Below are 17,757 nucleotides of genomic sequence, written 5' to 3'. Positions count from 1 at the left end.
AAAGGGGTGAAAGGATGAAGAATTTCTGCAGATAATATATGAAATCCATATAGGCGTAAAATGTCCCGGCTGCAAAATGCCTGCGGCGGGAGAGATTTTGTGCGCATGCAGAAATGAAAATCCTTGTATCCATGTAAAATATGATCCGAAAAATACTGCTGGGACACGGGAATTTTCCCGTGTCCCTTTTGTATGCCGGGAAGGAGCTGTCTGCGTGCGCCCTGAGAGGAGGAATGACGCTATGTCAATGATACAGGTGGAACATCTGAGCTTCTGCTACGACAGAGGGATCGAGCCGGTCTTTGAGGACGTGTCCTTCGTGGTAGACACAGACTGGAAGCTGGGGCTCACAGGGAGGAACGGCCGGGGGAAGACCACCCTTCTCAAGCTTCTCGCGGGAGAGTATGAGTATGGGGGCAGTATCCGGGCCAGTGTGGAGATGGAGTATTTCCCATTCTCCGTGCAGCATATGCAGGCCAATGTGATAGAGGTGATAGGGGAGGCGGCCCCGTCTTATGAGCTGTGGAAGGTGTGCAGGGAGCTGACCTGCCTGGACATGGACCCGGAAATCCTGTACCGGCCCTTTGACACCTTAAGCGGAGGCGAGCAGACGAGAGTCATGCTGGCGGCTCTGTTTGCCAGGGAAAATGCGTTCCTTCTCATCGACGAGCCCACCAACCATCTGGACATGGAGGCCAGGGAGAGCCTGATGAGATATCTGCGGGGAAAGAAGGGATTTATCCTCGTGTCCCATGACCGGTATTTCCTGGACGGGTGTGTGGACCACATCCTGGCCATCAACCGGAGGGATATGGAAGTGGTCCGGGGAGATTTCACCACCTGGGAGGCGGAGAAGGCGAAGAAGGATGCCTTTGAGCAGGGGGAAAATGAGAGGCTGAAAAAGGATATCCGTCGCCTGGAGGCGGCGGCCGCCCGCACGGAGCGCTGGTCGGCGGCTGTGGAAAAGACAAAGAAGGGCGCAGGGGCCGGGGGACTGAAGCCGGACAGGGGGTTTGTGGGCCACAGGGCGGCCAAGATGATGAAGCGCTCCAAAAATATAGAGAGCCGGATGCAGTCAGCAGCGGAGGAAAAGAGAAGGCTTTTGAAAAATGTGGAGACGGCGGAGGAGCTGAAGATATGCCCTCTTATCCACCACAAAAGGCGGCTGGTGCAGATGGAGGATGTGGCGCTCTCCTACGGAGAGCGGACTGTGCTTGAAAAATGGAGCATGCACATAGACCAGGGGGAGCGTGTGCTCCTTGCCGGGGGGAACGGCTCCGGGAAATCCACGGTGCTCCGGGCCATACTGGGAGCTGTCTCGGGGGAGGATACCTGCCTTGCCGGAGGGCGTATCGACCTGGCGCCGGGCCTTGTCCTGTCCTACGTGCCCCAGGATCCGGGAGGACTGTCGGGAAATCTGCGTGACCTTGCCAGGGAGCGGGGGATGGACCTGACGCTCTTTATGGCCCTGCTGCGGAAGATGGACTTTTCCAGAACGCAGTTTGAAAAGCCGATGGAGGACTACAGCCTGGGGCAGAAGAAAAAAGTGCTACTGGCGGCCAGCCTGAGCCAGCAGGCACATCTGTACATCTGGGATGAGCCCATGAATTATATTGATATTTTTTCCAGAGGACAGATTGCCGGGCTGATACAAAAATATAGCCCCACCATGCTCCTGGTGGAGCATGACAGGGCTTTTGCCGAGAGTGTGTCTACAAGGAGGATATATCTGTCTTCCCGAGCATCAGATTGAGGATTTCGATGTCGGTCTGACGCATGCCCTCCCGGCCCATGTAGCCGATGGCCTTCACGGTATCTTCGGCGGTGTCCATGGCAAGGCCCTCGCCGGCCTCGAAGCGAAAGCCACGCATGGCCAGGCTGTGGCCGAGGAAGGCGGCCTGGAGGGAGGAGAATATCTTGGCGGCGCAGCTTGGCTTGGCGCCGTCACAGGTAATGCCCCCGGCGTTGACAATGGTGTTCACCACTGTGTTCTCGATCTGCCCGGCTGTGCCGCCGCACAGGAAGGTGATGCCGGCGCCGGCCCCGGCGGCAGCGCAGACAGCCCCGCAGTAAGCGGAGAGAGGGCCGATGTAGCGCTTCTGGTCCTGGGCGGTGAGGTTGGAGACACACAGGGCCCGCAGGAGCTCCTCCTGGGATTTCCCTGTGGAGCGGGCGTACTCGATGACCGGCAGGGAGCAGGTCATGCCCTGATTGCCGGAGCCGGAGATGATGATGACCGGCAGGGAGCAGCCGCTCATGCGGGCGTCTGACCCTGCGGCAGCTCTGGCGATGGCCTTCCAGCGCGTGTCGTGCCCGAATTCCTCCAGCACCATCTGCCCTACGCCGGCGCCCCACTCATGCTGCAGTCCCTCCTCGGAGATGGCCATGTTGTACTGGATCTGGCGTTCCAGGTACTCTCTTACATCGGCCAGGTCCACCTCCCTTGCGAAGGTGACGATGTCCTGCAGACTGAGGAGGGATTTGTCCGCCTGGTGCTCCTGGCGGGAAGTCTCCTTCTCAAACAGAGTGCGGCCGTTGCGTGCCATATAGGTGATGCTGGTGTGCTTCTGCTCAATCCTCACTACGGAGCTGTCCGCTCCCCTGTAGGCGCGGATCTCAATGAAGAGGTTGGGCACTCCCTCTTTGAGGAGGCAGGTGCAGAAGTGCTCCTTCAGCAGCGCATTTGTGCGTGCCCGGTCCTCCTCCCGCACGCTCTCCAGAACCTCCAGCTCCCGGGAGGCGTCTCCCCCGACAGCCCCCAGGATGACGGCAGCCTCCACGCCCTTGAGACCGCCGGAGCAGGGGACTTTGACGCCCTTCACATTTTTGATGATATTCCCGCTGCACAGGGCCTCCATGCGCTCCGGGAAAGCTTCCAGCAGCTCCACGGATTTTGCTGAGGCATAGGCCAGCGCAATGGGCTCTGTGCAGCCCAGAGCCGGCACAAGCTCTCTCTTTAGTATTTCCACATAACTGTCATAGATTTTCTGATCCATACTTTTCCCCTTTGTACAAAATAGATATTCCTACACGTAACTATAGCAAAAAAGCGGGGAGGGGACAACGAGTCTGCCGGCATTTTTTTGGAAAAAGATTGAGAAGGCAGGGCGGCTGTGATACATTCTAGGTAAGACAGATGCAAGGTCATGGAGAGGGAGGTTTTTATGGACGGAAAGGCTAAAATACTTGTGGCGGACGATGAAAAGGAGATACGACAGATCCTGGGGATGGTGCTGGGTGAAGAGGGCTATGAGGCAGTGATGGCCAGGGACGGGCAGGAGGCGGTACAGCTTGCCTCCGAGGATATCGACCTGTATATCCTGGATGTGAACATGCCGGGAATGTCCGGGTTTGCAGCTGGGATGGAGATCCGGAAGACCTGCTACGCCCCCATCATGTTTCTCACTGCCTACTCCGGAGAGGCGGATAAGAAAATGGGATTTGAGGCAGGGGCGGACGATTATCTTGTGAAGCCCTTCTCCAACGGAGAGCTCCTTCTGCGGGTGAAAGCTCTCCTGCGGAGGAGCAGGGAATATGCCAGGATGCAGTGCCGGACTTCCGGCAGAGAGGAGGGGGACGAGCTGGCCTACAAGGACCTGAGGCTGGACACGGACCGGCAGTCTGTGTGGAAGGGGGGAGAGCTCATTGTCCTGACCTACACGGAGTACAGGATACTGGAGCTGCTCATCCGGCACAGAAAGAAAATTTACTCGCTGGACAATATTTACCAGAGCATATGGGAGGACGAGGCTGTGGGAGACACCACCATCATGGTGCATATCAAAAACATACGGAAAAAGCTGGGGGATGACTCCAGAAATCCCAGGTATATCAAGACTGCATGGGGAAAGGGGTACTATGTGGAATAGAAGAAAGCAAAAATCTGAGAGGGCGAGAAGGCTGTCCGGGGAAATTTTTGAGTATCTGGTGCTGGCAGCGATCGTCTCGGCCTTTGCGTTTCTCTTTTTATACACTACCTCGGAGTCTCTTGCGCACATTTATCTGGACCGGAGGCAGATCCATCTGGAGGAGGCCATGTACGGCGCTCTGGAGGTATGGCTCAGAGGCCTTTGTATCGGAGCGGCGGGGACGGTCTTTGTGGTCCTGTTCCTCCTCCTTCTGGGGCAGAGGCTGTCTTACCTGATACAGATCATGAAGGGCGTGGAGAAAATGCAGAGACAGGAGGAGGGACAGATACCCCTGGAGGGGGAGGACGAGCTGACCCGGCTGGCGGAGAGCATCAACTACCTGGCGGCTGCCCAGAGGGAGCTGAGGAGAAGGGAGCAGGAGATGAAGGAGGCAAGGGAGGCCTTTATCCGCTCCCTGTCCCATGATATCCGGACCCCTCTCACATCCATGCTGTCCTACACAGAGCTGCTGGAGAAAAGAGGGACTGTCACGGAGGAGGAGATGCAGGGCTATATGGAGCTGGTCCGGACCAGAACGATCCAGGTGAAAGAGCTGATGGACCAGCTCCTGGAAGGGAAGACCGGGACCTGGGAGAAGGTGGAGGACATCCGTTTCCTCGTGGAACAGTTCGCGGGACAGTGGGAGGAGCTGCTTGAGGAGCGCTTTTCCTGCAGAACGGACATTTCCGGGTGCGCCTCCTTCTCCGGGCAGGCAGATATAACGGCCCTTCAGCGGATGATGGACAACCTGGTATCCAACGTGGAGAAATATGCGGACCCGTCAGGGGCGGTGGAGCTGACTGTGGAGAGCAGCGGGAACACGCTGGTCATTTTCCAGAAAAACCGTGTGCGCAGGGAGCCTGAGCCCGGGACACAGAGCAGCCTGATCGGGCTGAAAAATATACAGGTGACGGCAGAGGCATATGGGGGCGGAGCGGAAATCCGCTGCGGCGGGGGTGTCTATGAGATTCGGATCACTCTTCACATTCCACCCTGTCTTTAGGATTCTTCAGAAACACATGCCGGGTTTCTTTAGAATGTCCTGGTATTCTATGTGACAGAAAGGGAGATGACCTCCCGTTCTGAGAGAAAAAATAAAGTAGTATCAGGAGGAATAAAAAATGGCATTAGGATTTTTAGTGAGTTTTTATCTGGTGATCTGTGTGATCAGTATTGCAGGCTTTCTTGCTCTCTATCTGGTAAAGAGTGAAAAGGCAAAAAAGGTGATCTTTTACAGTATGTCTGTATGGGGGATTGCCCTTGCGGCTCTCCAGGCCGTGTCCATGCCGATGAACTGGACCGGGCAGCGGGTGGTGACGATGGGACTCGGAGCTCTGTGCATTGCATCGCTTGTCCTGTATCTGAAAGCAAAAAGCAAAGGACAGAGGATGGCAGCCTGCCTGCTCCTCACCGCTGCTACAGCAGTGATGATCCTGAAATTCGTATTCTGAAAGACCAGTGTTTCAAATGTGGAGCGGAGACCGAAATTTTCGGTCTCCGTGTTGTTCTTGAGGGAAGAGTATACTATAATGTTTTTAGCAAAGGCTGCCCAGGCAGGCGGCGGAAGGAGAATAGGATATGCATATCAGAAATGTAAGAATATACAAAGAAGACAAGCGCTTTGAAGAGGGGGAGATCTGGATCGAAAACGGGCTTTTTGCAGACAGCGGGGCAGCCGGGGAGCCGGAGGAGACCCTGGACGGCGAGGGATGCTATGCCATTCCCGGGCTCATTGATATCCATTTCCACGGATGCATGGGCTATGATTTCTGCGATGGCACAGAGGAGGCTATCGCGGGGATCGCGGAGTATGAGGCATCTGTGGGTGTCACAGGGATCAACCCGGCTACCATGACCCTGCCGGTGGAGGAGCTGGAGGATATCCTTGCCACAGGAGCGTCCTACGGCAGGAAGCAGAAGGACCGGCCAGACCAGGGGAGAGCGGATTTCCTGGGAGTGAACATGGAAGGACCCTTTATCAGTGAAGCCAAGAAGGGGGCCCAGGATGCCAGAAATATCCTCCTCTGTGACGTGGATGTCTTCCGCCGTTTCCAAAAGGCGGCAGAGGGAACAGTGAACTATATAGGCGTGGCCCCGGAGAGGGAGGGGGCGCTGGAATTTGTGGAGGCGGTGAAGGATGAGGTCCATGTATCGCTGGCCCACACCAATGCGGACTATGATTCGGCAAAGGCTGCCTATGACAGGGGTGCCTGCCATGCGGTGCATCTGTACAACGCCATGCCCGCCTTTACCCACCGGGCTCCCGGCGTGGTGGGGGCGGTGGCGGACAGCCCCCATGTGATGGCGGAGCTGATCTGTGACGGCGTCCACATCCATCCGGCTGCTGTGCGGACAACCTTTAAGATGCTGGGAGAGGACAGGATCATTTTCATCAGTGACAGCATGCGGGCCACGGGTATGCCGGATGGCAGGTATACGCTGGGCGGACTGGACGTAGATGTAGTGGGCAATCACGCCACCCTTGTGTCTGACGGGGCTCTGGCAGGCTCTGTCACGAATCTGATGGACTGTGTGCGCACGGCGGTGAAGGAGATGGGCATTCCCCTTGAGACGGCTGTGGCCTGTGCCACCATGAACCCGGCAAAGAGTCTTGGCGTGTATGAGAGCCGGGGGTCCATCACTTCGGGGAAGAAGGCGGATCTGGTGCTCCTGGATCAGGAACTCAACCTGAAGGCGGTCATCAAGGATGGAAAAATGCTGACCGGGAAAGGCAGATAGGGACCGTGGAGAAAGAGAACAGAAAAACAGGAAGAGGAGGCTGCCTGCTCTGCGGGCAGGAGCTGGTGTATCATAAAGAGGCAGTGGAGATGACCTGTGCCCTTTGCGGAAGGAAGGAGAAGAGCCACGCCGCCTGCCAGGCGGGCCACTATGTCTGTGACACCTGCCATGAGAAGAAAGGGCTGGAGACGATCCGCCGGATCTGCATGGAGACCTCCCTTAGGGACCCTATCGCCATCATGCAGGCTGTTATGGAGGACCCGTTTATCTATATGCACGGCCCGGAGCACCATGTGATGGCGGGAGCGGCCCTCCTTGCAGCTTACCACAACTGCGGGGGACAGATCTGTCTGGAGGAGGCCCTTGGACAGATGGAGGAGAGAGGCAGCCAGATCCCGGGCGGTGTCTGCGGCTTTTGGGGCTGCTGCGGCGCCGGGGTGAGCACGGGCATCTTCATGAGCATTGTCACAGGGGCCACACCCCTTGCGGGGAAATCCTGGGGACTTTCCAACCGGATGACAGCCAGGGCGCTGGAGGCCATCGGAGAGATCGGAGGGCCCAGGTGCTGCAAGAGAGATACCTTCACAGCCGTGCGGGAGGCGGTCCGCATGGCGGGGGAGGAGCTGGGAGTGGGGATGGAGCTGCCGGAGAGGATCGTCTGTACCTTCTCCGGGGAAAACCGGCAGTGCCTGAGGGGGAAATGCCCCTACTATCAGGGATAAATATTTGCAGAGAAGAGGAGGAGCTCCGGCATGAGTCCGCAGCTCCTCCTCTTTCATATCAGAGCCCGGCGGCTCTTCGCATCAGCTCGTGACAGCCATCTCTCTGGATGAGGAGATAGTCCCGGAGCACCTGCCCCTCCAGTCCCGGAAGCTTTGTCAGGTCCAGCCCCCAGAAGGCGGAGCTGGATAGGGCGGCATGTATGTATGCTGCCGGAGCGTCATCCCTGTGTGCTTCATAAAACTGCAGGATAGTCCGGTCGTCATGGATCAGGTAGGTATCCCCGGTTTCCCTGGAGGAGGAGAGGCCCTGATCGGTCAGCTCCCGGCCGTGATAAAAGGAGAGCAGGAGGGACAGGGAGGCGCAAAGACAGGGAGGGATGCGGCCCTCAAATTTTTCCATGTACCTGGTCAGAGAGGGAAGGATCCGTGCTTTCCACTTCGAGGTGGAGTTCAGGGAGATGGAGAGCAGGGAGTGGTCTATATAAGGATTGCTAAACCGATCTGTGACAGAGACGGCGAAATTTTTCAGCTCCTCCTCGGGCAGTGTCAGGGTGGGAATGATCTCCCGGAAGACGACAGCATTCATGAAGGTGCGGATCACCGGGTCTTCCATACAGTCCCGCACAATATCCCGGCCTGACAGATAAGCCCCCAGAGCCATGGCAGTGTGCGCACCGTTCAGTATGCGCACCTTCCTCTCCCGGTAGGGTCTGCAGTCGTCTGTGATAAGAATGGGGAGACCAGCCTCCTCGCAGGGGAATTCTTCCTTTAGAGAATCAGGGGCCTCGATGACCCATGATCCAAAGAGCTCTCCCGCATCCATTGCCTGATCCTCAAAGCTGTTTTCTGAGTTCAGACGTTCTGCTTCTGACCGGGGATAACCGGTTACGATCCGGTCTACCAGAGTGGAGCAGAACAGATTCTCTTCCAGGATCCACCTTGTAAAAGCTTCTCCCAGATTCCAGTCCCGGGCGTGTCTGAGGACACAGCTTTCCAGTTCCCTGCCGTTGTCCTCTATGAGTTCGCAGGGGAGGATGATCAGCCCTTTGCCGGGTATATTTTTGAAAATCTGAAAACGGTGGTAGAGAAGCTGCGTCAGCTTTGCGGGAAAGCTTGCTGCGGGGCTGTCCTCAAAACGGCAGTCGGGGTCATAGACAATTCCTGCTTCTGTGGTGTTGCTGATGACAAAGAGAAGCTCGGGATTCCCGGCACATTCCAGAACTTTTTCGTATTCACTGTAGGCGTTGAGACAGCGGCTCACACAGGAGATGACTCTTTTTTCCTCCACTGCCTGCCCGTTTTCTGTCCCTCTCAGATATAAGGTGTAAAGTCCTTCCTGCTCATTGATGAAATCCTGAAGGTTGGGGGAGGAGTGGTGGGGGATGGGCTGCACCAGTACCACCTTGGAGTGGAAATCAGCCTTCTCGTTCATCCGGTCAATAAAGTCCTCTGCAAATGCTCTCAGAAAGCCTCCTGTTCCGAACTGGATCACTCTTTCCGGTGCTGTTCTGAGGAGATACCCCTTGTATCCGTTGTCCTTCAATGTCTGATAGCTTATTTTTTTCATGTGTTTAACCTCCCTTGCGGTCTGTTGTCAGAGGGTTACTCCCTGCTTGAAGATGGCCATGTCATGAAAACCGGCCTCCTCTGACCTTACATACCGGCCGGATGCCACCTCCAGGACATGATCAAACAGGGCGGCGCCTGTCTCTTCCACAGTTCCTCCCTCGGCCAGAGTACCGCAGTTGAAGTCGATCCAGCCGGGCTTGGACTCAAAGAGGGCCGAGTTGCTGGAAATCTTTACCGTAGGTACGGGGGAAGCAAAAGGGGTCCCCCGGCCGGTAGTAAAGAGAATGATTTGGGCTCCGGCCGCAGCCAGGGCAGTGGAGGCCACAAGGTCATTTCCCGGAGCACTCAGAAGGTTGAGACCGCGCTTTTTTATGGCCTGACCATATCGCAGAACATCCTCAACAGGGGCGGAGCCGGACTTCTGAGTACAGCCAAGAGACTTGTCCTCCAGAGTGGATATACCGCCTTTTTTGTTGCCGGGAGATGGGTTCTCGTAGATTGTCTGGCCATGGCTTTGGAAATAATTTTTAAAGGAATTGATGAGGTCCACTGTTTTTCGAAAGACGGCTTCGTCTCTGCAGCGGTTCAACAGGAGGGCTTCTGCGCCGAACATTTCCGGCACCTCAGTCAGGATGGTTGTCCCCCCTCTTGCGATCAGAAGATTAGAGAAAACCCCCACCGTCGGGTTGGCGGTGATGCCGGAGAGACCGTCAGAACCGCCGCATTTCAGGCCCACGATCAGCTCCCGGCAGGAGATGGGCTCCCGTTGAAAAGAGGAGGCATAGTCGCACAGCTCCCTCTCGATTTTCAGCCCTTCCGCTATTTCGTCAACGCACTCCTGTGTGACCAGAAAACGCACCCTCTGCGGATCATATTCTCCGATATATGATTTCAACACTTCGATGCTGCTGTTTTCACAGCCAAGTCCCAGCACCAGGACACCACCGGCCTTTCCGCCGCTGCGCCTGTATCCGGAAAAAAAGCGTTCCTCTCTCGGTGCGGGCTCGATGATATGGCCTTTATAGGAATAGGTAAGCTGGCCGTCCAGATCCGTTTTCAGGTTATGGGTATGCACCCAGGAGCCCTTTTGAATGTAGGAGGAGGCGGTGCCAATAGGGGAGCCGTACTTGACGACAGAGGTGCCTGAAGGAATGTCTCTCAGAGCAAGCTTATGTCCCTGAGGGATATCCTCCTCCAGGATAAAGCTCTCTGCGCCTGTGTTCAGCTCCATCCCCTTTTTGAGAAATGAGAGGGCGACTGCTACATTGTCATTCGGATGGATCTTTAAAATGGTTGATTTCATATTCAAGTGCTTTTTCCCTTTCTGCAGATTGTAAGCGTTTACATTTAAAATACAGCCTGTAGGAAAAAAAGTCAATAAAATTTCTGCGCAGGTTGTACAATAGAATTGTCTAAAGTTAAAAAATAGCCTGTGGAAAGTGATTGAATTTTGGTGTGAAAAACTCACTAAATTTCTGATTATCTTTTCATAAGCTGGTAAATGTCGGTATAGCCTGTATTTTAGGGCTTTATCGGCATTTTCCTTTTGGAAGATACTCTGCATAAGCTGGCATTTACCAGCATGAAAATGCAACCAAAAGTAGTAAATGAGTAGTACAATCACCGATTTAAGAAGCAAGAGCCAGTCTTTCAATTTCTGCTTTTGCTGAATTGAAAGTACCGTGTGCGTAGTACCCTAATGTCATGGTGATGTTTGAATGTCCCATGATGTATTGCAGGGTGTTCGGGTTCATTCCTTTGTTTGCCATGTTCGTGCAGTAGGTATGTCTGAATGAGTGCGGTGTGATGTTTGGTAGCTGGTCTTTATGTGTCTTGTTGTATTTCTTCACAAGCCCACGCAACATACTTTCGTAGTTGCCAGCCACTTTAGGGAAGCCCTTTTGGTTTAGGAACAGGAAATTGCTGTAACCATTGATAACGATAGGCTCTGCCTTTCCTCTGTTCTGTAACACTCGCTTAAAGGCTTGATAGGCTCTTTCTGTCATTGGAAGCTGGCGTTCTCCTTTTTTGGTCTTAGGTGTTTCAATGTAGTAGCCGATTTCGCTGTCTTTCAATAGCTGATGGTCTACATTGATGATACGGTTCGCCATATCAATATGGACTGTCAGACCGCAAAATTCAGAGATACGAAGCCCCGTTTCCAGAAGAATAACCACTTCATCATAATACTTGCTGTACGTCTTGTCCTGTTCCATAAAGGCAAGCAATTTTTCTTCCTGCTCTGGCGTGAGAATGACTTTGGGTTCTGAATTATCTTCCAGAACGTCGCTCAATTTGAAGTTAAAAGGATTTTTTCTGATACAGTCGTCCTCAATCGCCATATAGAATGACGCTTTCAGAGAACGCTTGTAGTTGCTAATCGTCTTGTAGGAAAAGCCATTCTCATACATTCGCATAGCCCATTCCTTACCGTCCGATAGCTTCACCGTATCAATGCTCCTTGCACCCAGAGGGTCGTTTTCCAGAATTTTCATAAGATACTGGCGACCTTTTTCTGTGTTGCGTTTCACATTTTTTCTCTGGCTGTTCTTCTTTGCGTAGAGCTGGCAGACTGTCATTTTCCCACCTATGGTATTGATACCGTCGTCGAGGTCTTTCTTAATCTTTTTCTGCTTTTCCCTCAATGACAAATCTTCACGTTTCCCAGCGGGTGTCTTGTCTGTCGGAACAAGTTTCCAAGCATAGACAAACTGTGGTTGCCCGTACATATCGGTATATTTGTAAACGTATCTTCCGTCTTTTCTCTGGCTCTCTCCAAGTCGTAAATTGCGTCCCTTGCTGTCTTTTCTCTTTACATTAGACATAGTGCGAAGCTCCTTTCCGTCAAGGAATGAGCCGTTGATACGCTATACTTTATTATACCATACCTACGGCTCGCTGACATTAGATTTCGTCTAATGTATCAATGATTTTTTCAAACTGTTTTCGCTTAATCTGCACACGGTTTCCATTCACAATCACCCAGCCAGCGTCGAGGTTTTCCTCTGCCAGCTTACGCAATTTCTTTTCCCCGATACGGAAGTATTTTGACGCTTCCTCAATCGTCAGCGTGTACTTCTCCCAGATAGGCACATCAGTATTGTTCATAAGTATGCACCCCCTTTACTGTGTGTCTTATGGAAGCAGACAGACGGCTTTGGCAAGCTCCACTGGCATTTCAGCCATTCCCATTCCTGTGGGCAGAACCGCACCATGCGGATGTATCATTATTCTGTGAATACAGGTCGTGGCAAAGCGACTTTTCCAACGGTCACTCTCGGATCACTGCATGGGTCGCTCGCTTCCCCTTATGGAAAAGGTCGTGGCGTACAGTCCCCGTGGCTCGCTGTATCACAAACGTATCTGTCTGCTTTATTCACTTGTCAAAGAACAGTGGCGAAAGCCATAGGCTCTCATGTGTAAAAGCAGAGGGCAGGACAGGAAAGAGGGGATTTCAACAAATCATGCCCTGCCATAATTGCTTTATTCTTCTGTTGGAACAGTACCGATATCGAAGTCTAAAATCATTTTGATAATAGCTTCTCTGATACGCCCTTTAAGCTCCATATCTACTACGATATAAACATTACCGTATTCATCATATAGAGGACGCAAACAGCATTTTGATATGTACGGGTCATAAAATGCCAGTATTCTTTCAATAGACTGTTCATTTCCGTCCACAGCAGATGAAATAAGTCGATAGGGTGGAAGTTTGTACCCTTTTTTCATGTTTTATTCACGCTCCTTTGTCAGTGTTTTCTTCAAATTTTGTAAAGCTCTGTAACGGTTTTTAAAAACTCCTGCTCTGGAAATTTTCTGTGCTTTTGCAATTTCTGTATCGCTCATTTCCAGAAAGTAGTACATCAGAAGATTTTCACGGTTGCGTTCCGATAATTGCTTTAACGCTTCTGAAAGTTCTTCATCAAGCACTCGGATTTCAACGCCGCATACTTCAAACACGGTATAGTCACTCATGTACTCGTCCCATACAGCCAGCTTTTCAACAACGATTTCTGGAAGTTCACAGAAAGGAATTTCTTTATCTTTACGACGTTTTAATTCCTTTTTATAATTCCAGATAACGCCCTTAACAGTACGTTTGAGCTTACAGTCAAACTGACACTGGATTGTCTTTTGGAAGTCAGACGGTTTCATCATCTCACCCCCTCTCTGTCCAGACGTAAAAGGTATCTATCCCTCTTTCCGCCCCACATCGGTACAGGAGTGGGTGATTTGCTAACCTGTATAAGAAAGAAATTCAAAAAAATATTGAACTTCTCATAAATAACAAAAACAGTCAATCAGCACATGAATGTACCAACAGACTGTTTTTGCTATGTTTGCGATATGAATTTTTAACTCATGTTTAGGGTGTGCTGACTGGATAACCATTGTAAGGCGGTTATTCAGTTGTGAATACTGGCGTGTTCGCTGATACGCAATCATAGCACACCCCCCCCTTATCCAGAGCTGTGCCGTGAGTGCAGAAGAAAAGGACAGCTCTGGTTATCCAAAACCGTCCTAATCAGATTGAAAGACATGGAAAAAGATATTACCTTAGAACGGTTTTTTTTATTTACCGTCAAGGTAATATTGATACGAATTACTAACGCATAATATATGCGCTTTTAACACATTCTAATCATGTGCCATGAAGTATAAACTCATGACAGGTGATTTGAAATGAGGAAAAAGAAAGACACGCACAGCTTTGATTTCCGTCCGTTAGGACTGGCAATCAGAGAAGCGAGAGAAAAAGCTGGGCTTTCCCGTAATGATTTAGGCGATAAGGTCTTTTACGGAGAACGTCATATCGCAGATATTGAGAATATAGGGAAACACCCCAGCTTCCAGTTATTTCATGATTTAGTGACAATGTTCCATATCTCTGTTGATGAATACTTCTATCCGCAGGAGAAAGCGGAAAAATCTACAATCCGCAGGCAGATAGACGTATCGCTTGATGAACTGACAGATGAAGAACTCAAAATCATTCAAGGAACAATCGACGGTATCATGAAATACAAGGGGACGGGAAGCAAATAGGCTTCTCGTTTTCTTTTTCCTCGCATAAGCTATCCTGCTGATCTGCTTTGCAGGAAGCAGGATAAGCACCTAAATCTTAGTTTTCTTTGTAATTGTGTAAATGTATTCTTCTGGTGTAGGTATCTTATTACCAAAATACTTTTTAAATCGTTTCTGTACCACTGGGTCTTGACTATTCATAGAGTTGTCAATATTCTCCTGTATTTCAGCCCTAAACTCTGGTAGCGACAATCCTCTGGCTTTTGCCCCAGCTTTTAAAATAGTTCTCATATCTCGTTTTTTAAGACCAATCATTTTGTCACCTCATTACCGATTAGATTAGAAAAGAATTTATAATCGCTATAACAGATTTATCAAATACGCTAACTTTATGCCTTGTTACTAAATTGATAGTATCGTTAATTGAAGTCAAGTTACCATTTTCCAAAAAAGCTAGGCAATTACATTCTAATGCAATGATAACTTTGTCTAATGTCCAGCAAGAGGATAAAGCTATCCTATGAAAGATTGCACATTCTTGTAGTTCACTTAAAATAATATCTTTATCAGCGTCCATATCTAAAATTGCAATATTCTCTAAAGAGCCGTTATTTATCGGGAGTAAATAATTCTGTATCTGTTGAAAAATCGCTAACCCTTGATAATCTGTAATATATTCAACGTTTAAATTTGTAAGAGAGAATACCTTAATCATTATTAGCCTTTCATTCTGCGTTTAAAGATAATAACAGACGGAATGATAAGTACCAGAGCGTATCCTAAAACCCATACAAGCTGTAATGGTATATCTGAAAAATTACCGTTTATTGCATAATTTACCGCATTTACTGCATGACTGAATGGTAGTAAATCGCAGACCGTTTTGAATGTACCACCAATCATATCCAATGATAAGACAGCACCACTTAAAAACACTGTTGCATTCACTAAGATTGTTCCAAATCCATTGACCGCATTATTTGTTGAAAGTACACTACCAATAAATAAGCCAAAACTGATAAATAATATCGCCACTGGAATTAAGGTCAAAATAGCTATAAAAATATTTATATTTAATTCTAATCCGAAGAACAGAGCTACACCAAAACAGCAAACAGCCTGTAAAATTGCAAGCGGAATTATAGGTATAGAATATCCTAAGATGTAATCAATTCCCTTCATAGGTGACGCAAATAATCGGGTTAGGAAAGAACTATTCCTATCGGTGGACATCAACGTACCTACAAAGGTACTTAGAAACGCCATTCCTAAAATCGTCATACTCGGTGCAAAATTTTGGACTTCAAATACATCAGCCATTCCACCGATACTTTCTTTCATCAAAGCTAACGCAATAATCAGCAAAACAGGAAATCCGAGACACATGAGAATACTCATGGGATCTCGCACAATTTCTTTAAAATTACGTCCTGTAAAAATAGTAAATCTCATAATTCAGTACCCCTTTCTGTATACATCAAAAATGCTTCTTCAAAATTTCTAGCACCAGATACCTTGATAATTTCATCAGCCGTACCAAGAACCTGCACAACACCCTTATCCATAATACAGATACGGTCAGCTAATTCCTCTGCTTCTTCAAGATAATGTGTTGTTAAAATCAAAGTTAATTTTCCTTTCAATTTTTCCATTGTTCCCCATAATTCTCGTCTTGCTCTTACGTCAAGCCCGATTGTCGGTTCATCAAGGAAAAGAATTTTAGGATTACTTATCAAAGCCATTGCGATACTTAATTTTCTCTGCCAGCCACCCGATAACTGTTTTGCTCTGTCATTTTTTCGGTCAGTTAGTTCAAAAGTTTCCATGATTTTGTCGGCTTTTTCCCTTGCTTCCTGTTTAGAACTACCATGTAAGCGGGCAATCATCATCAGATTTTCTTTAACTGTCAGCTTTGGTGCAACGGCTGTTTCCTGTGGAGAAAGGTTGATAATATCTTTTACTTTATCTGCCTGTTTTCTCAAACTGTTTCCTAACATAAGGGCATCACCACTTGTTGGCTCTGTCAGACAGCTCAACATTTTAATAGTTGTTGTTTTTCCTGCACCATTTGAACCAAGCATTGCGAAAAATTCTCCTTGTTTGATATTAAGCGAAAGAGAATTAACTGCTGTTAAATTTCCATATCGCTTTGTTAAATCTCTAATTTCTATTGCATTCATTCTTTGTCCTCCTTTTGAAATGCCATTTGAAACGCTTCGTTACAACCGTCCATTTTCTGTAAGGCAATTCCTTTGTCTTTATCAGCAAGTAACACTAATAGCTCGCCGATATGAATACCAAAGAAATCCCTTACCTCTTTTGGAATAAGAATTTGTCCTTTTGTTCCCACTTTTAAGGTGCCTAAATATCGTCCATTGTGGGAATAGTGTTCTGTAACATCTCTATTCACTATATCTCCTCCTTTTGGTATAACAAGTATTACTTGTTATACCAATATTAACACCAGCAGAGTAAAACGTCAATAGAAAAGTATTACTTTTCCTACTTTTTGCTAAAAGTTATAAAAAAGACGGTGCCATAAAAGCACCGTCTTAATAATTTAATTTATTCTGACTTCGTAGGTGATTGCCCAGAGTTAAACACTTGTTCAAAAAAATCTTTGTAAACCTCATATTTTTGAACAGCGATACCTTGTTTTGCGTCTGCTAATAAGACCAAAGTATCACCTGTACTGATATTTAGCATTTCTCTTGCTTCTTTGGGTATAACAATCTGTCCCTTTGGACCTACTTTCACAGAGCCGACAAATTTATCATTCTTTGTTTTTTTGTTTTCATCAGACATGAACTCGCTCCTCTCTAAAATCGTATAACATTTCCTACTTATTATACAACTCGAACAATAAAAAAACAAGTACTGGTTTTACTCTATTATCTTCCAGTTACTATCCTTATGAAGCGTCAACTCATACTGTGATACCTGTGTTGCCTTTGTCTGGTTATCAATGAACTTCACAGATACCTTGACATTCACATTATCTCCGTCCTTTGTAAATACTGGGTTTACTAGCTCGGAAAAGAGATAGTCCCCGTTTATCGGTTCAAGAGCGTTTCCCTCTACATAGTAGGCAAGCTCCTTATCCGTTGCGGTCGGGTACAGCTTAAAGAATGTTTCCAGAAACGCCGTAGCGTCATTTACCGTATCAGCGTCCACGCTGTTGTCTGCTTCCTGTGCCTTTGGTTCATAGCTGGATTTTTCCATAGCGGGGGCAAGGGTAGGGTTCTGTATGATAACCATATCCCCGTCAGCGTCCACATGAACGGTCACGGTATAGGTTTCTGATACGTTCCTTGTCTGGTCGCCCTCTTTTATCTGCTGATCTACTTCGTAGGTAACAGAAAAAGCGTTCTCCCCAAACTGTTCCACGTCCCAGATAAGTACATCCGTGACCGTGGAGCTGGTCGGTATATCCGTCCTTACCGTATCAACATTCAAATCCTGCAATTCCTGTGTCAGATAGGCACTGATAGCCTGTGTCCTTGCTTCGATTGCTTCCTTGCTGTTGCTCCATGTGTAGTAGGATTTACAGAAATTCTTCACGAAATTTTCTATCCCGTTGGTGTCATTCAAGCGGAGCTGTATGGTTTCTATCTCATGCGTGGTGTGCTGGTCGATAGCAGTAAAATTCTTATACACACCAAAGCTCACGCTTGCGATAAGCACCACCCAAAGGGCAATGACGGACTTCTTATGCGTCCCCACTTTCATAGTACGGACTTTCTTTTCCTTTATCGGTTTTTCTTTCTTCTTGAACATGATTTCCATTCCTT

Annotated in this window: 21 protein-coding genes; 7 read left to right on the top strand and 14 right to left on the bottom strand. The window is 49.1% G+C overall.

Annotated elements, in window-relative coordinates; genetic code table 11:
* Positions 1 to 241: 241 nt before the first annotated feature.
* The gene (gene abc-f / locus B5E62_RS04075) at positions 242 to 1,753 is read left to right on the top strand and encodes a ribosomal protection-like ABC-F family protein (protein WP_087173379.1); all 1,512 of its coding nucleotides are present in this window, start codon (positions 242 to 244) and stop codon (positions 1,751 to 1,753) included.
* On the opposite strand, the gene B5E62_RS04070 is transcribed toward abc-f, so the two are convergent.
* Complete coding sequence (locus B5E62_RS04070; protein ID WP_087173378.1) at positions 1,713 to 2,996, bottom strand: L-cysteine desulfidase family protein; 1,284 nt, start codon at positions 2,994 to 2,996, stop codon at positions 1,713 to 1,715. The genes abc-f and B5E62_RS04070 overlap by 41 nt on opposite strands.
* A 168-nt stretch (positions 2,997 to 3,164) precedes the next feature.
* Between B5E62_RS04070 and B5E62_RS04065 the strand changes: the two genes are divergently transcribed.
* From B5E62_RS04065 to B5E62_RS04045, 5 genes are all read left to right on the top strand, one after another.
* On the top strand, positions 3,165 to 3,869 hold the full coding sequence (locus tag B5E62_RS04065; protein ID WP_087173377.1) for a response regulator transcription factor: 705 nt from the start codon (positions 3,165 to 3,167) through the stop codon (positions 3,867 to 3,869).
* On the top strand, positions 3,859 to 4,911 hold the full coding sequence (locus B5E62_RS04060; protein WP_162610249.1) for an ATP-binding protein: 1,053 nt from the start codon (positions 3,859 to 3,861) through the stop codon (positions 4,909 to 4,911). Before B5E62_RS04065 ends, B5E62_RS04060 begins: the two co-directional genes overlap by 11 nt.
* A gap of 118 nt (positions 4,912 to 5,029) precedes the next feature.
* Positions 5,030 to 5,359, top strand: a complete 330-nt coding sequence (locus B5E62_RS04055) for a hypothetical protein (protein WP_087173375.1) — start codon at positions 5,030 to 5,032, stop codon at positions 5,357 to 5,359.
* Positions 5,360 to 5,486: 127 nt separating this feature from the next.
* Positions 5,487 to 6,647, top strand: a complete 1,161-nt coding sequence (gene nagA, locus B5E62_RS04050; RefSeq protein WP_087173374.1) for an N-acetylglucosamine-6-phosphate deacetylase — start codon at positions 5,487 to 5,489, stop codon at positions 6,645 to 6,647.
* An 89-nt stretch (positions 6,648 to 6,736) separates the two neighbouring features.
* A complete protein-coding gene (locus tag B5E62_RS04045) occupies positions 6,737 to 7,369 on the top strand; it encodes a DUF5714 domain-containing protein (RefSeq protein ID WP_242957707.1) in 633 nt (210 codons plus the stop codon).
* Positions 7,370 to 7,427: 58 nt separating this feature from the next.
* Here B5E62_RS04045 and B5E62_RS04040 read toward each other — a convergent pair whose 3' ends face one another.
* The 6 genes from B5E62_RS04040 to B5E62_RS04005 all read right to left on the bottom strand — a co-directional run bounded on the left by B5E62_RS04040 (position 7,428) and on the right by B5E62_RS04005 (position 13,096).
* Positions 7,428 to 8,936: a tagaturonate reductase gene (locus tag B5E62_RS04040; RefSeq protein WP_087173372.1), complete on the bottom strand. Its 1,509-nt coding sequence runs from the start codon at positions 8,934 to 8,936 to the stop codon at positions 7,428 to 7,430.
* Between the two features lie 27 nt (positions 8,937 to 8,963).
* Complete coding sequence (locus tag B5E62_RS04035; RefSeq protein WP_087173371.1) at positions 8,964 to 10,241, bottom strand: UxaA family hydrolase; 1,278 nt, start codon at positions 10,239 to 10,241, stop codon at positions 8,964 to 8,966.
* Positions 10,242 to 10,566: 325 nt separating this feature from the next.
* Complete coding sequence (locus B5E62_RS04030; protein WP_087173370.1) at positions 10,567 to 11,763, bottom strand: tyrosine-type recombinase/integrase; 1,197 nt, start codon at positions 11,761 to 11,763, stop codon at positions 10,567 to 10,569.
* Between the two features lie 79 nt (positions 11,764 to 11,842).
* Positions 11,843 to 12,046, bottom strand: a complete 204-nt coding sequence (locus tag B5E62_RS04025; protein ID WP_021421702.1) for an excisionase — start codon at positions 12,044 to 12,046, stop codon at positions 11,843 to 11,845.
* 375 nt (positions 12,047 to 12,421) lie between these two features.
* Positions 12,422 to 12,670, bottom strand: a complete 249-nt coding sequence (locus B5E62_RS04010; protein WP_021421703.1) for a helix-turn-helix domain-containing protein — start codon at positions 12,668 to 12,670, stop codon at positions 12,422 to 12,424.
* 3 nt (positions 12,671 to 12,673) lie between these two features.
* A complete protein-coding gene (locus tag B5E62_RS04005; RefSeq protein WP_021421704.1) occupies positions 12,674 to 13,096 on the bottom strand; it encodes an RNA polymerase sigma factor in 423 nt (140 codons plus the stop codon).
* Between the two features lie 528 nt (positions 13,097 to 13,624).
* Between B5E62_RS04005 and B5E62_RS04000 the strand changes: the two genes are divergently transcribed.
* Entirely contained in the window at positions 13,625 to 13,987 is a 363-nt protein-coding gene (locus tag B5E62_RS04000) for a helix-turn-helix transcriptional regulator (protein WP_032509185.1), read from the top strand.
* A gap of 69 nt (positions 13,988 to 14,056) precedes the next feature.
* Here B5E62_RS04000 and B5E62_RS03995 read toward each other — a convergent pair whose 3' ends face one another.
* The 7 genes from B5E62_RS03995 to B5E62_RS03965 all read right to left on the bottom strand — a co-directional run bounded on the left by B5E62_RS03995 (position 14,057) and on the right by B5E62_RS03965 (position 17,743).
* The gene (locus B5E62_RS03995; RefSeq protein WP_074141164.1) at positions 14,057 to 14,281 is read right to left on the bottom strand and encodes a hypothetical protein; all 225 of its coding nucleotides are present in this window, start codon (positions 14,279 to 14,281) and stop codon (positions 14,057 to 14,059) included.
* A 19-nt stretch (positions 14,282 to 14,300) separates the two neighbouring features.
* Complete coding sequence (locus B5E62_RS03990) at positions 14,301 to 14,681, bottom strand: hypothetical protein (RefSeq protein ID WP_074141165.1); 381 nt, start codon at positions 14,679 to 14,681, stop codon at positions 14,301 to 14,303.
* Between the two features lie 2 nt (positions 14,682 to 14,683).
* Positions 14,684 to 15,418, bottom strand: a complete 735-nt coding sequence (locus tag B5E62_RS03985) for an ABC transporter permease (RefSeq protein WP_074141166.1) — start codon at positions 15,416 to 15,418, stop codon at positions 14,684 to 14,686.
* Positions 15,415 to 16,146 carry an ABC transporter ATP-binding protein gene (locus tag B5E62_RS03980; protein ID WP_074141167.1) on the bottom strand — a complete coding sequence of 244 codons (732 nt, stop codon included), beginning with the start codon at positions 16,144 to 16,146 and terminating at the stop codon, positions 15,415 to 15,417. The genes B5E62_RS03985 and B5E62_RS03980 overlap by 4 nt, the downstream gene beginning before the upstream one ends.
* On the bottom strand, positions 16,143 to 16,376 hold the full coding sequence (locus B5E62_RS03975; protein ID WP_074141168.1) for an AbrB/MazE/SpoVT family DNA-binding domain-containing protein: 234 nt from the start codon (positions 16,374 to 16,376) through the stop codon (positions 16,143 to 16,145). The genes B5E62_RS03980 and B5E62_RS03975 overlap by 4 nt, the downstream gene beginning before the upstream one ends.
* A gap of 155 nt (positions 16,377 to 16,531) precedes the next feature.
* A complete protein-coding gene (locus tag B5E62_RS03970; protein ID WP_074141169.1) occupies positions 16,532 to 16,771 on the bottom strand; it encodes an AbrB/MazE/SpoVT family DNA-binding domain-containing protein in 240 nt (79 codons plus the stop codon).
* A 78-nt stretch (positions 16,772 to 16,849) separates the two neighbouring features.
* Positions 16,850 to 17,743 (bottom strand): conjugal transfer protein, encoded by an 894-nt coding sequence (locus tag B5E62_RS03965; RefSeq protein WP_075877378.1) that lies wholly within the window; start codon positions 17,741 to 17,743, stop codon positions 16,850 to 16,852.
* Between the last annotated feature and the right edge of the window lie 14 nt (positions 17,744 to 17,757).

It is taken from the genome of Lachnoclostridium sp. An118 (assembly GCF_002160985.1).
GTDB lineage: Bacteria > Bacillota > Clostridia > Lachnospirales > Lachnospiraceae > Claveliimonas > Claveliimonas stercoravium.
Note: the sequence above shows the minus strand (reverse complement) of the source record. Positions and strands in the feature narration are given on the sequence as shown.

Coding starts and splice junctions, on each gene's coding strand:
- B5E62_RS04030 (WP_087173370.1), bottom strand. CDS start 11,763: ATGTCTAATGTAAAGAGAAAAGACAGCAAGGGACGCAATTTACGACTT.
- B5E62_RS04040 (WP_087173372.1), bottom strand. CDS start 8,936: ATGAAAAAAATAAGCTATCAGACATTGAAGGACAACGGATACAAGGGG.
- B5E62_RS04025 (WP_021421702.1), bottom strand. CDS start 12,046: ATGAACAATACTGATGTGCCTATCTGGGAGAAGTACACGCTGACGATT.
- B5E62_RS03990 (WP_074141165.1), bottom strand. CDS start 14,681: ATGATTAAGGTATTCTCTCTTACAAATTTAAACGTTGAATATATTACA.
- B5E62_RS03980 (WP_074141167.1), bottom strand. CDS start 16,146: ATGAATGCAATAGAAATTAGAGATTTAACAAAGCGATATGGAAATTTA.
- B5E62_RS03985 (WP_074141166.1), bottom strand. CDS start 15,418: ATGAGATTTACTATTTTTACAGGACGTAATTTTAAAGAAATTGTGCGA.
- B5E62_RS03970 (WP_074141169.1), bottom strand. CDS start 16,771: ATGTCTGATGAAAACAAAAAAACAAAGAATGATAAATTTGTCGGCTCT.
- abc-f (WP_087173379.1), top strand. CDS start 242: ATGTCAATGATACAGGTGGAACATCTGAGCTTCTGCTACGACAGAGGG.
- B5E62_RS04010 (WP_021421703.1), bottom strand. CDS start 12,670: ATGAAAAAAGGGTACAAACTTCCACCCTATCGACTTATTTCATCTGCT.
- B5E62_RS04065 (WP_087173377.1), top strand. CDS start 3,165: ATGGACGGAAAGGCTAAAATACTTGTGGCGGACGATGAAAAGGAGATA.
- B5E62_RS03965 (WP_075877378.1), bottom strand. CDS start 17,743: ATGTTCAAGAAGAAAGAAAAACCGATAAAGGAAAAGAAAGTCCGTACT.
- nagA (WP_087173374.1), top strand. CDS start 5,487: ATGCATATCAGAAATGTAAGAATATACAAAGAAGACAAGCGCTTTGAA.
- B5E62_RS04060 (WP_162610249.1), top strand. CDS start 3,859: ATGTGGAATAGAAGAAAGCAAAAATCTGAGAGGGCGAGAAGGCTGTCC.
- B5E62_RS04045 (WP_242957707.1), top strand. CDS start 6,737: ATGACCTGTGCCCTTTGCGGAAGGAAGGAGAAGAGCCACGCCGCCTGC.
- B5E62_RS03995 (WP_074141164.1), bottom strand. CDS start 14,281: ATGATTGGTCTTAAAAAACGAGATATGAGAACTATTTTAAAAGCTGGG.
- B5E62_RS04005 (WP_021421704.1), bottom strand. CDS start 13,096: ATGAAACCGTCTGACTTCCAAAAGACAATCCAGTGTCAGTTTGACTGT.
- B5E62_RS04070 (WP_087173378.1), bottom strand. CDS start 2,996: ATGGATCAGAAAATCTATGACAGTTATGTGGAAATACTAAAGAGAGAG.
- B5E62_RS04000 (WP_032509185.1), top strand. CDS start 13,625: ATGAGGAAAAAGAAAGACACGCACAGCTTTGATTTCCGTCCGTTAGGA.
- B5E62_RS04035 (WP_087173371.1), bottom strand. CDS start 10,241: ATGAAATCAACCATTTTAAAGATCCATCCGAATGACAATGTAGCAGTC.
- B5E62_RS04055 (WP_087173375.1), top strand. CDS start 5,030: ATGGCATTAGGATTTTTAGTGAGTTTTTATCTGGTGATCTGTGTGATC.